The sequence below is a fragment of the Enterobacter cloacae complex sp. I2 genome, assembly GCF_014896205.1.
Classification (GTDB): Bacteria; Pseudomonadota; Gammaproteobacteria; order Enterobacterales; family Enterobacteriaceae; genus Enterobacter; species Enterobacter quasihormaechei.
In genome coordinates this window covers 42,386-54,010 of the sequence record NZ_JADBRA010000023.1, presented here as the reverse complement: position 1 = coordinate 54,010, position 11,625 = coordinate 42,386, and the positions used below count along the sequence as shown (strand labels likewise).

Here is an 11,625-nt window from a genome sequence, read left to right as displayed (position 1 = left end):
CGATTTTCCTCTTCCCGTACGCCTGGCGTCATATAATGGTTTATCGGCACGCATCAGTATGGCTGAAGTATCCCGTTGCCCCTGACACACTTCAGCCATGCGCGGCTCGTCAGCGGACTCAACGCTGACTCAGGAGGGGCTTGCCCCAGGGCACGTTGCGTTGCGACGTCAGCTTCACCACGGCCAGCATGCTGTCGTTAGTCATCTCGCGCCTTTATCTTTCACAGGTCATTAATCGATAGACTGACTGCTGTAAACCCTTTACAGCCGATCGTGTATTGCAAAGGTTTTGCTATCTGAATGAATTAAATATAAAAATTCACCGCAGACGCTGAAGTGAGCGTCGACGATATATTTTCCTGAGTTATAAAACCACTTTTACTCCACGCAGACACTGGCGAATAAAACAGCAAATGTGATATAGTTCACACATCTTATGTAACGAGAAACATTGTTTCATTTCAGTTCGTCTGTTTTGTCGAGGATGGGTTATATGGCAACCATTACCACCAGCATGGTGCTCCTGCGCTGGCCGTTGTTGAGCGCGGTTTTGATGTTCCTGGCCAGCACGTTAAACATTCAGTTCCGAAAGTCCGACTATGCAGGTCTTGCTGTAATTAGCACCCTGTTGGGATTGGGCGCCGCATGCTGGTTCGCGACAGGTCTGCTCGGCATTACGCTGGTGGATATGGCCGCCGTCTGGGAAAACATCAAAGTAGTGATGGTTGAAGCCATGAGCCATACCCCACCAGACTGGCCGATGGTGATTACCTGATAGCCTGTTAATAAAAAACCCAGACTGGTGTCTGGGTTTTTTTGTGCTTTACGCGTCTGGATATCAGAACGGGATATCGTCGTCGAAATCCATTGGCGGTTCGTTAGACGGTGCCGGAGCAGACTGCTGTTGTGGACGAGACTGCGCGCCGCCGCTGAACTGGTTGCCGCCCTGAGGCTGCTGAGGCTGACCCCAACCACCCTGCTGCTGGTTCTGACCGCCACCTGCCGGTGCGCCACCGCCCTGACGGCCACCCAGCATCTGCATGGTGCCGCCCACGTTCACCACCACTTCCGTGGTGTATTTTTCCTGACCGGATTGGTCAGTCCATTTGCGGGTACGCAGCTGGCCTTCAATGTAAACCTGAGAGCCTTTACGCAGATACTCACCGGCCACTTCGGCCAGTTTGCCAAACAGCACAACGCGGTGCCATTCGGTCTGCTCTTTCATTTCACCGGTCGCTTTATCACGCCAGGATTCGGAAGTAGCCAGCGTAATGTTGGCAACTGCGCCACCACTCGGCATGTAGCGTACTTCCGGGTCCTGGCCCAGATTACCGACGAGAATCACCTTGTTTACGCCTCTGCTGGCCATGTTCGTGTCTCCTGAATACGTTTCTTAATAGTGTAAACGCGCGAGTGTACCATTTCCATGCGACACTTTGATAGTTGCGTAGCATGTTCCAGAGTTCTCTCGCGGACTCGACATTGTTACACAGTGAATCGGAAAATGCATTCCAATACTGTATATTCAAACAGGTCATTTTGTGTCATAATTAGCCGTTTCTGACAGCCGTTTGTCCTTCAAACAAATCAGGCAATCCGTGTTCCAACCGGGAAAGGTGAATGGATAAGATCGAAGTTCGGGGCGCCCGCACCCACAATCTCAAGAATATCAACCTCATAATCCCTCGCGACAAACTCATCGTCGTGACCGGGCTTTCGGGGTCTGGCAAATCCTCACTGGCTTTCGACACCTTGTATGCCGAAGGACAGCGTCGTTACGTTGAATCGCTCTCGGCGTACGCGCGTCAGTTCCTGTCGCTGATGGAAAAACCGGATGTCGACCACATTGAAGGGTTATCCCCTGCTATCTCCATTGAGCAGAAATCCACGTCGCATAACCCGCGTTCCACGGTCGGTACCATTACCGAAATTCACGACTACCTGCGCCTGCTGTATGCGCGCGTAGGCGAGCCGCGCTGCCCGGACCACGACGTCCCGCTGGCGGCCCAGACCGTCAGCCAGATGGTGGATAACGTGCTGTCGCAGCCGGAAGGCAAGCGCCTGATGCTGCTGGCGCCAATCATTAAAGAGCGTAAGGGTGAGCACACCAAAACGCTGGAAAACCTGGCAAGCCAGGGCTATATCCGCGCCCGTATCGACGGTGAAGTGTGTGACCTGTCGGATCCACCAAAGCTGGAGCTGCAAAAGAAACACACCATTGAAGTGGTGATTGACCGCTTTAAGGTGCGTGAAGATCTGGCGACGCGTCTGGCGGAATCCTTTGAAACGGCGCTGGAGCTCTCCGGCGGCACGGCGGTGGTCTCCGATATGGACGACGCCAAAGCGGAAGAGCTGCTCTTCTCCGCCAACTTTGCCTGCCCGATTTGCGGCTACAGCATGCGCGAGCTGGAACCGCGTCTGTTCTCATTCAACAACCCGGCAGGCGCGTGTCCGACCTGTGACGGCCTGGGCGTTCAGCAGTATTTCGACCCGGACCGCGTGATCCAGAACCCGGAGCTGTCGCTGGCGGGCGGAGCGATTCGCGGCTGGGATAAGCGTAACTTTTACTACTTCCAGATGCTGAAATCGCTGGCAGAGCACTATAAGTTCGACGTTGAAGCCCCGTGGGCCAGCCTGAGCGCGAACGTGCACAAAGTGATCCTGTTCGGTTCCGGCAAAGAGAACATTGAGTTCAAATACATGAACGATCGCGGCGATACCTCCGTGCGTCGCCACCCGTTCGAAGGGGTGCTGCACAACATGGAGCGCCGCTACAAAGAGACCGAATCCAGCGCGGTGCGCGAGGAGCTGGCGAAGTTCATCAGCAATCGCTCCTGCGCCACCTGTGAGGGCACGCGTCTGCGTCGCGAAGCGCGCCACGTGTTTGTTGAAAATACGGCGCTGCCGACCATCTCAGACATGAGCATCGGCCACGCGATGGACTTCTTCAACAACCTGAAGCTTTCCGGTCAGCGCGCGAAAATTGCCGAAAAAGTGCTGAAAGAGATCGGCGACCGCCTCAAGTTCCTCGTGAACGTCGGCCTGAACTACCTGACGCTTTCCCGCTCGGCGGAAACGCTCTCCGGCGGTGAAGCCCAGCGTATCCGTCTGGCGAGCCAGATTGGCGCCGGTCTTGTGGGCGTGATGTACGTGCTCGATGAGCCCTCTATCGGCCTGCACCAGCGCGACAACGAGCGTCTGCTCGGCACGCTGGTACACCTGCGCAACCTCGGCAACACGGTGATCGTGGTGGAACACGACGAAGACGCCATTCGCGCGGCAGATCACGTGATCGACATCGGCCCGGGCGCGGGCGTGCACGGCGGTCAGGTGGTGGCGGAAGGGACGCTGAAGGACATTATGGCGGTGCCCGAGTCGCTGACCGGCCAGTACATGAGCGGCAAGCGCAAGATTGAAGTGCCAAAACAGCGCGTCGCGGCGAACCCGGAAAAAGTGCTGAAGCTGACCGGGGCGCGCGGCAACAACCTGAAGGACGTCACCCTGACGCTGCCTGTCGGGCTGTTTACCTGCATTACCGGCGTGTCCGGTTCCGGTAAATCGACGCTGATTAACGACACGCTGTTCCCGATTGCGCAGACGGCGCTGAACGGCGCGACGCTGGCTGAACCTGCACCGTACCGCGACATTCAGGGGCTGGAGCATTTCGACAAGGTTATCGACATCGACCAGAGCCCGATTGGCCGCACCCCGCGTTCCAACCCGGCGACCTATACCGGCGTCTTCACGCCCGTACGTGAACTCTTCGCCGGCGTACCGGAAGCGCGTTCGCGCGGGTATACCCCAGGACGCTTCAGCTTTAACGTGCGCGGCGGCCGCTGTGAAGCGTGTCAGGGCGACGGCGTGATCAAGGTTGAGATGCACTTCCTGCCGGATATCTACGTGCCGTGCGACCAGTGCAAAGGCAAGCGCTATAACCGCGAAACGCTGGAGATTAAATACAAAGGCAAGACCATCCACGAAGTGCTGGATATGACCATCGAAGAGGCGCGCGAGTTCTTTGACGCCGTCCCTGCGCTGGCGCGTAAGCTGCAAACCCTGATGGACGTGGGCCTGACCTACATTCGCCTGGGGCAGTCAGCAACAACCCTGTCCGGCGGTGAGGCGCAACGCGTGAAGCTGGCGCGTGAGCTGTCCAAACGCGGTACCGGCCAGACGCTATACATTCTGGATGAACCGACCACCGGCCTGCACTTTGCGGATATCCAGCAGCTGCTGGACGTGCTGCACCAGTTGCGGGATCAGGGCAACACCATCGTGGTGATTGAGCACAATCTGGACGTGATTAAAACCGCGGACTGGATTGTCGATCTCGGCCCGGAAGGCGGCAGCGGCGGCGGTGAAATCCTCGTCTCCGGTACGCCAGAGACCGTTGCAGAGTGCGAAGCCTCGCACACCGCGCGCTTCCTTAAACCGTTGCTGTAATCGTCACACGGAGAGCTGCTGTCGGATCGTTTCCGGCAGCAGTTCCACCGCCTGTTGATACGACGCATCCACCAGGTAGTAAATTTGCGAATCTGGCAGCGAGCCGTCGAGAAACACTGTACTCCAGTGCGCTTTGTTAAGATGCTTACTTGGCCTGACATCATCGTGCTGCTGGCGCAGTAAATCGGCCAGTTCCGGACTGGTTTTCAGTGATGCCGCAGGCCGCGCCTCTACCTCTTTCACCATCGCAAACAGAACATCACCCACTTTGATCTGCGTGGCTTTCCAGTCGCTGTGAACGCTTTGTTCCGCGCCCGGCTTGCTCATGCAGTACTGAAGTATCTCCGAAATTGTCATCTTTATTCCCCTTGTAGCGTTGCGATAATTTTACGCGAACCACCGTGAATGCGATGTTCTCCCAGCCAGATCCCTTGCCACGTGCCCAGCAGTAACCGCCCGTTGTGAACCGGCAGCGTCAGCGAGACGCCCAGCAAAGAGGATTTGATATGCGAAGGCATATCATCCGCCCCTTCGTAATCATGCTCATACGGGGCGTTATCCGGGACGGCTTTCAGAAAATGCCGCTCCATGTCAGACCGGACGGTGGGATCGCAATTTTCATTGAGCGTGAGAGAAGCAGACGTGTGCTGGAGCAGCAGATGCAGCAAACCCGTTTTGACGCGCGACAGGTCGCGGATTTGCCCGATGACTTCGTCCGTCACCAGGTGAAAACCGCGTGATTTTGCGCTTAAGGTCAGGGTCTGTTGATACCACATGTGCTGCTCCATTATGAAAGGTGAATCTTTCTAAGTGTGCAGCAAGAAAGCGAAAGGTAAAACCCGCGCGGCGAGATTTGCTTAAAAAAGCACCCATCCCGCCGTTAACGCATCAGTATTCGGAGTTAACGATCACCTCTTCGCCAAATTTTCCGGCCATCGGCAGCGGCCGGTAGGTAGAGTTCGAGGCGCGTAACACCCTGATGCCTCTGGCCCCCACGTCGTGCGCCGCCGTGATGTCATTATCGGAATCCCCGTAGAACACTTTGATGTTTTTCTTTTCCAGCCACTGGGTTTTGGTGTTTTGCCCTTCACGATCGCCGGCAAAAATGACCGGGTTCATGCTGGAGGCCGGGATCAGGAAATCATCCTGGAGCGTTTTCGAGACGGTTTCCGTTTTGGTCTGGCTACGTCCGGTCACGAAGTAAATGCTGTCGCCGCGCTTTACATGCATGGCGATCAGCGCGCGGGCAACCTCTTTCGGGATACTGAACTCATCCCAGCCGTTGTTCATCTTTTCCCAGAATTCCGGGTTTTTCAGATAGGCTTCGCTGTCCGGCGAGTAGGTTTTTTTGCCGCGCCAGAAACCGGGGCTGGAGAAGAGCACGGTATCGTCAATGTCGAAGCCCACGGCCATGGGCGGGCGGCCCGTCAGGCTGTTTTCGATTTGTGCCACGGAAACCCAGTGAATGGGCGCCTGTTCGGCAAGAATGGCGGCGGTGGTTCCGGTGTAAAGCGGCGTCGGGGCAGAAGCCCGCGCAACAACGGTACTATTAAGCGAGAACAATAAGCAGGCGGCGCTGAGCGCCAGTGTGATCTTGCGCATATTTTCCCCTGAATATTCAGTTTGTTATCATTTTATTTTGAGCGGATGGTCAAAAAACTATCCGACCATAACCCCAGCGGGAGGGGAAGGAAAGGAGTTTTTAGTTATGAAGCTGAATAAAAAGAAGACGATCACAAAGCGTGGACGGGACATGACTGGCACCGGCGCGAACAAAAAAGCCGGGTGGCGGCTGCGCCTTACCCGGCCTACATATAGCATGCAAGTAGGTGAATACTTACATTACGGATGCAAAGGCCTGCGCCACGCGCTGGACGTTGCCAGCATTTAGCCCCGCCACGCACATACGTCCGCTGGCGATCAGGTAGACGCCGAACTCGTCACGCAGGCGATCGACCTGTGCAGCGCTCAGTCCGGTGTAGCTAAACATCCCGCGCTGCTTAAGCAGATAGTCGAAGTTCTGCCCCGGCACCGCCTCTTTCAGCACGTTAACCAGCTCCTGACGCATCGACAGAATGCGCTTGCGCATCGCTTCCACTTCCGCAAGCCAGGTGGCTTTCAGCTGTTCGTCGCCCAGAACGGTCGCCACCACCTGCGCACCAAAGTTCGGCGGGCTGGAGTAGATACGGCGGACCGTCGCTTTCAGCTGGCCGAGTACGCGCCCCGCGGCTTCGGCGTCTTCACACACTACGGACAGACCGCCGACGCGCTCGCCGTAAAGGGAGAAGATTTTTGAGAAAGAGTTGCTGACCAGCGCAGGCAGACCCGCGCTGGCAATCGCGCGAATGGCGTAGGCGTCCTCCTCCATGCCCGCGCCAAAGCCCTGATAGGCGATGTCGAGGAACGGGATCAGGTCACGCGACTTCAGTACCTCAATTACGGCATCCCACTGTGGATTGGTGAGATCGGCTCCGGTCGGGTTATGGCAGCACGGGTGCAGCAGCACGATGCTGCGCGCCGGCAGGGTGTTCAGTTTTTCCAGCAGCGCGTCAACGCGCACGCCGTTAGTTTCGCTGTCAAACCACGGATAGGTCGCAACCTTAAAGCCCGCGCCTTCAAAGATGGCCACGTGGTTTTCCCACGTCGGGTCGCTGACCCACACGCCGGAGTCCGGGAAATATTTTTTCAGGAAATCTGCGCCTACCTTCAGCGCACCCGAGCCACCCAGCGTCTGGATAGTCGCCACGCGCTTTTGCGCGAGCACCGCGTGGTCCGCACCAAACAGCAGCGGCGCAATGGTATTACGGTAGGTATTTAACCCTTCCATCGGCAAATAAAGCGAAGCCCCGTGCGGGGTTGCGTTAAGACGCGCTTCGGCTTCGGCAACGGCTTTCAGTTGAGGAATGATGCCGTCCTCGTTGTAATAAAGACCAATGCTGAGGTTCACTTTATCGCTGCGAGGATCTTCTTTGAAACGCTCCATCAAGGAGAGAATAGGGTCGCCGGCGTAGGCGTCTACTTTCTGAAACACGCGATGTTCTCCGGATTATTATGAGGCAGGGTTTTCAACAATAAACCGGAAGCAGGAGAAGATCGAGGGGATGTTAACAGAAGCGGGATGCATCGCATCCCGTTAAAGCTCAGTCGATGTATTTCATCGCCACCCGCGACGTCAAACGCGTAATAAGTTCGTAAGCACTCACTTTTGTAATCTCAGCAATGCGCTCGACGGGCAGCCCTTCGCCCCACATCACCGCATCGTCGCCCGCTTTCTCCTGCGCGTCGGATCCCAGATCGACACAAATCATGTCCATCGCCACGCGGCCGACAATCTTCACTTCGCGTCCATTAACCAGCACCGGCGTGCCGGTTGGTGCGGCGCGGGGATAGCCGTCGCCGTAGCCCATCGCCACCACGCCAAGCCGCGTGTCGCGCTCGCTGGTCCAGGTGCCGCCGTAACCTACCGGCTCGCCTGCTTTGTGCTCACGCACGGCAATCAGCTTTGAAACCAGCGACATCACCGGCTTAAAGCCGAAGTCCGGTCCCCAGGGTTTGTTCTCAAGCGGAGAAACGCCATACAGGATAATGCCCGGACGCGCCCAGTCGAAGTGGGACTGCGGCCACAGCAGAATGCCGCCGGACGCTGCAATCGAGCGCATCCCCGGCTTGCCTTCGCAGAAGGTGTTGAAGATATCGAGCTGCTGTTCGGTTGCCCCGCACTCGGGCTCGTCGGCACGGGCAAAATGGCTAACGATGTTCACCGGCTGACGCACATTTTTGCACTGGCACAAACGCTGATAAAACGCCTCCGCGTTTTCCGGGCGCACGCCCAGACGGTGCATGCCCGTATCGAGCTTCATCCAGACGGTGACCGGCTCGCTCAGTTCAGCCGTTTCCAGCGCTGCCAGCTGTTCTTCGTTATGGACCGCCGTGTGCAGCTGCTGGTCTGCAATGGTCGGCAGATCCGAGGCTTCAAAAAAGCCTTCGAGAAGCAGAATCGGTTGCGTAATGCCGCCTTCGCGCAGGCGGAGGGCTTCTTCGAGACGGGCGACACCAAAGGCGTCGGCATCGGGGAGCGTTCGCGCGGTCTCAAGAAGACCGTGTCCGTAAGCGTTCGCTTTCACGACTGCAACGAGCTTGCTGGCGGGCGCCAGTTCTCGCAGATGTTGCAGGTTGTGTCGCAGAGCGCGGCGGTTAATCACAACAGTTGCCGCTTGCATTTGAATTCCTTAGAAATTACTCATCATCATATTGAGGACCGGCATAGTTGTCGAAACGCGACCACTGGCCGTTAAAGGTCAGACGCACCGTACCGATGGGGCCGTTACGTTGCTTACCAATAATAATTTCGGCGATCCCTTTCAGGTCGCTGTTCTCGTGATAGACCTCATCACGGTAGATGAACATGATTAAGTCAGCATCCTGCTCAATGGAGCCGGATTCACGCAGGTCGGAGTTGACCGGGCGTTTGTCTGCACGCTGTTCCAGGGAGCGGTTAAGCTGCGACAGCGCCACCACCGGAACGTGCAGCTCTTTAGCTAACGCCTTGAGCGAGCGGGAAATCTCGGCGATCTCCAGCGTACGGTTGTCGGAGAGCGACGGGACGCGCATCAGCTGAAGGTAGTCGATCATGATAAGGCCGATGCCGCCGTGTTCACGGGCGATGCGGCGCGCGCGGGAGCGCACTTCCGTCGGCGTCAGGCCGGAGGAGTCATCAATGTAGATGTTCCGTTTTTCCAGCAAAATGCCCATGGTGCCGGAGATACGCGCCCAGTCCTCGTCGTCCAGCTGGCCGGTACGGATGCGGGTCTGATCCACGCGCGACAGGGATGCCAGAGAACGCATCATAATCTGTTCCGAGGGCATTTCGAGACTGAAGATAAGCACCGGCTTATCCTGCAACATCGCCGCGTTTTCGACGAGGTTCATCGCAAATGTCGTTTTACCCATCGACGGACGCGCCGCGACGATAATCAAATCCGACGGCTGAAGACCCGCCGTTTTTTTGTTGAGATCGTCATAGCCGGTGTTTACCCCCGTCACGCCATCGTGCGGCTGCTGGAAAAGCTGCTCTATACGCGCAACGGTGGCGTCGAGCACGTCGGCGATATTTTTCGGGCCTTCGTCTTTGTTGGCTCGGCTTTCGGCGATTTTAAAGACGCGGGATTCCGCCAGGTCGAGCAGGTCTTCGCTGGTGCGGCCCTGCGGGTCGAAACCGGCCTCGGCGATCTCGTTCGCCACCGAAATCATCTCGCGGACAACGGCGCGTTCGCGGACGATGTCAGCATAAGCGCTAATGTTCGCGGCGCTTGGCGTGTTTTTTGACAGTTCTGCCAGATAGGCAAAGCCGCCGACGCTGTCCAGCTGCCCCAGGCGCTCCAGCGATTCTGCGAGCGTAATCAGGTCAATCGGGCTGCCCGACTCCTGCAAACGCGCCATTTCCGTGAAGATATGACGGTGCGGACGGGTATAGAAATCTTCTGCGACGACGCGCTCGGCAACGTCGTCCCAGCGTTCGTTATCCAGCATTAAACCGCCCAACACCGACTGTTCCGCTTCAATCGAGTGCGGCGGGACTTTTAACCCGGCGACCTGATAATCACGTTCACGGGGTTCAGTCTGTTTGTTGAAGGGTTTGTTTCCTGCCATAGTGAATGGAGTTACCGAGATAAAGAGTGGGTCGAAAGATTACCACATTCTGGAGGAAGCATGGCAACACGTATTGAATTTCACAAGCATGGTGGCCCTGACGTACTCAACGCGGTGGAGTTCACCCCCGCCGCGCCTGGTGAAAATGAAATCCAGGTTGAAAACAAAGCGATTGGCATTAACTACATCGATACCTATATTCGCGGCGGCCTCTATCCGCCTCCGTCGATGCCGAGCGGGCTGGGCACCGAGGCGGCCGGTATCGTCAGCAAAGTGGGTAGCGGGGTCAAGCACATAAAAGAAGGCGATCGCGTGGTGTACGCGCAGTCTGCGCTGGGCGCTTACAGCTCCGTCCACAACGTTCCGGCCGAGAAAGCGGCGCTTCTGCCGAATGCGATCGGCTTCGAGCAGGCCGCAGCCTCATTCCTGAAAGGGCTGACGGTCTATTATTTGCTGCGCAAAACCTATGAAATTAAGCCCGATGAGCAGTTTCTGTTCCATGCTGCCGCTGGTGGCGTGGGCTTGATTGCCTGCCAGTGGGCGAAAGCACTGGGCGCGAAGCTGATCGGCACCGTGGGCAGCGCGCAAAAAGCGCAGCGTGCGCTGGACGCGGGCGCCTGGCAGGTGATCAACTACCGGGAAGAGAGCATCGTTGAGCGGCTAAAAGAGATCACCGGCGGCAAAAAGGTGCGCGTCGTGTATGACTCGGTGGGGAAAGACACGTGGGAGTCTTCGCTGGACTGTCTGCAACGTCGCGGGCTGATGGTGAGCTTCGGTAACGCCTCTGGCGCTGTCACCGGCGTCAATCTCGGCATTCTGAATCAGAAAGGGTCGCTGTACGTCACGCGCCCTTCCCTGCAAGGTTATATCACCAACCGGGAAGAACTTGAGGAAGCCAGCAATGAGCTGTTCTCGCTGATTGCCAGCGGCGTCATCAAAGTAGACGTGGCGGACGCGCAGAAATTCGCGCTAACCGATGCACAACGCGCGCATGAAGTGCTGGAGAGCCGGGCAACGCAGGGGTCAAGTCTGTTAATTCCCTGAGCCATAAAAAGAAATTGGGCTTCCCGTGGGAAGCCCTTTCTTTTTTTAGTTCGGCTGTATGTAGGGTACAGCTCGATGAATTCTTTAGCGGCAGCCATAGTGACAGATTCGATAAGTAAATCCTATTCTGTTCTAAGGATTGCTGCCGGAAAAGTTGCAGGTATGTGACGAACCCCTCAATACCTTAGTAACGGAAGCGGTTATTACGCTGATAAGTGGGCAGTTTTGGTGATTTAATCGCCCGTATCGCCCATACCACCGCAATCGCCAGAAGTAACCACGGCAGGAGCTTAATCGTCAGGGCAAATAAGCCGCCGACAAACATTACCACCGTGGCCACAACGAGCGCGGCCAGAATACCGAGCAGCGACACGCCCGTGACCATCAGCATGATAAAAAAGCCAATCACAAAAAGTAGTTCCAGCATGGTGCTCTCCCACGAGTTCCCGAATGATGCTGCGATCATTACAAGAAACGTGCCAAAAATAA

General features: G+C 56.7%; 11 protein-coding genes. 3 read left to right on the top strand and 8 right to left on the bottom strand.

Annotation, left to right across the window (positions count from 1 at the left end; all coding sequences use genetic code 11):
* The first annotated feature begins 493 nt into the window (after positions 1-493).
* Positions 494-775, top strand: a complete 282-nt coding sequence (locus IM300_RS18805; RefSeq protein WP_022646751.1) for a YjcB family protein — start codon at positions 494-496, stop codon at positions 773-775.
* 63 nt (positions 776-838) lie between these two features.
* Here IM300_RS18805 and ssb1 read toward each other — a convergent pair whose 3' ends face one another.
* A complete protein-coding gene (gene ssb1, locus IM300_RS18800; RefSeq protein ID WP_006810470.1) occupies positions 839-1,369 on the bottom strand; it encodes a single-stranded DNA-binding protein SSB1 in 531 nt (176 codons plus the stop codon).
* Between the two features lie 251 nt (positions 1,370-1,620).
* On the opposite strand from ssb1, the gene uvrA reads away from it, so the two are divergent.
* Complete coding sequence (gene uvrA / locus IM300_RS18795) at positions 1,621-4,443, top strand: excinuclease ABC subunit UvrA (protein ID WP_003860287.1); 2,823 nt, start codon at positions 1,621-1,623, stop codon at positions 4,441-4,443.
* Between the two features lie 3 nt (positions 4,444-4,446).
* Here the strand turns inward: uvrA and IM300_RS18790 are convergent, their stop codons facing one another.
* The 6 genes from IM300_RS18790 to dnaB form a co-directional block, all read right to left on the bottom strand.
* Positions 4,447-4,800, bottom strand: a complete 354-nt coding sequence (locus IM300_RS18790; protein WP_063449853.1) for an MmcQ/YjbR family DNA-binding protein — start codon at positions 4,798-4,800, stop codon at positions 4,447-4,449.
* Between the two features lie 2 nt (positions 4,801-4,802).
* Positions 4,803-5,219 carry a secondary thiamine-phosphate synthase enzyme YjbQ gene (locus IM300_RS18785; RefSeq protein WP_063865498.1) on the bottom strand — a complete coding sequence of 139 codons (417 nt, stop codon included), beginning with the start codon at positions 5,217-5,219 and terminating at the stop codon, positions 4,803-4,805.
* Between the two features lie 112 nt (positions 5,220-5,331).
* Positions 5,332-6,045, bottom strand: coding sequence for an acid phosphatase AphA (gene aphA, locus IM300_RS18780; protein WP_107534472.1), 714 nt, complete (start codon positions 6,043-6,045; stop codon positions 5,332-5,334).
* A 235-nt stretch (positions 6,046-6,280) separates the two neighbouring features.
* Complete coding sequence (tyrB, locus tag IM300_RS18775; protein WP_107534471.1) at positions 6,281-7,474, bottom strand: aromatic amino acid transaminase; 1,194 nt, start codon at positions 7,472-7,474, stop codon at positions 6,281-6,283.
* A gap of 109 nt (positions 7,475-7,583) precedes the next feature.
* Positions 7,584-8,663, bottom strand: a complete 1,080-nt coding sequence (gene alr / locus IM300_RS18770; RefSeq protein ID WP_193037768.1) for an alanine racemase — start codon at positions 8,661-8,663, stop codon at positions 7,584-7,586.
* Between the two features lie 16 nt (positions 8,664-8,679).
* Positions 8,680-10,092 carry a replicative DNA helicase gene (gene dnaB / locus IM300_RS18765; RefSeq protein WP_003860298.1) on the bottom strand — a complete coding sequence of 471 codons (1,413 nt, stop codon included), beginning with the start codon at positions 10,090-10,092 and terminating at the stop codon, positions 8,680-8,682.
* Positions 10,093-10,152: 60 nt separating this feature from the next.
* Between dnaB and IM300_RS18760 the strand changes: the two genes are divergently transcribed.
* On the top strand, positions 10,153-11,136 hold the full coding sequence (locus tag IM300_RS18760) for a quinone oxidoreductase (protein ID WP_063865502.1): 984 nt from the start codon (positions 10,153-10,155) through the stop codon (positions 11,134-11,136).
* A gap of 184 nt (positions 11,137-11,320) precedes the next feature.
* Here the strand turns inward: IM300_RS18760 and pspG are convergent, their stop codons facing one another.
* A complete protein-coding gene (gene pspG / locus IM300_RS18755) occupies positions 11,321-11,563 on the bottom strand; it encodes an envelope stress response protein PspG (protein ID WP_017382623.1) in 243 nt (80 codons plus the stop codon).
* Positions 11,564-11,625: the final 62 nt, after the last annotated feature.

Excerpts from the sequence above, each read along its gene's own strand:
- IM300_RS18805 (WP_022646751.1), top strand. The coding sequence starts at position 494 with ATGGCAACCATTACCACCAGCATGGTGCTCCTGCGCTGGCCGTTGTTG.
- dnaB (WP_003860298.1), bottom strand. The coding sequence starts at position 10,092 with ATGGCAGGAAACAAACCCTTCAACAAACAGACTGAACCCCGTGAACGT.
- pspG (WP_017382623.1), bottom strand. The coding sequence starts at position 11,563 with ATGCTGGAACTACTTTTTGTGATTGGCTTTTTTATCATGCTGATGGTC.
- alr (WP_193037768.1), bottom strand. The coding sequence starts at position 8,663 with ATGCAAGCGGCAACTGTTGTGATTAACCGCCGCGCTCTGCGACACAAC.
- aphA (WP_107534472.1), bottom strand. The coding sequence starts at position 6,045 with ATGCGCAAGATCACACTGGCGCTCAGCGCCGCCTGCTTATTGTTCTCG.
- ssb1 (WP_006810470.1), bottom strand. The coding sequence starts at position 1,369 with ATGGCCAGCAGAGGCGTAAACAAGGTGATTCTCGTCGGTAATCTGGGC.
- IM300_RS18790 (WP_063449853.1), bottom strand. The coding sequence starts at position 4,800 with ATGACAATTTCGGAGATACTTCAGTACTGCATGAGCAAGCCGGGCGCG.
- uvrA (WP_003860287.1), top strand. The coding sequence starts at position 1,621 with ATGGATAAGATCGAAGTTCGGGGCGCCCGCACCCACAATCTCAAGAAT.
- IM300_RS18785 (WP_063865498.1), bottom strand. The coding sequence starts at position 5,219 with ATGTGGTATCAACAGACCCTGACCTTAAGCGCAAAATCACGCGGTTTT.
- IM300_RS18760 (WP_063865502.1), top strand. The coding sequence starts at position 10,153 with ATGGCAACACGTATTGAATTTCACAAGCATGGTGGCCCTGACGTACTC.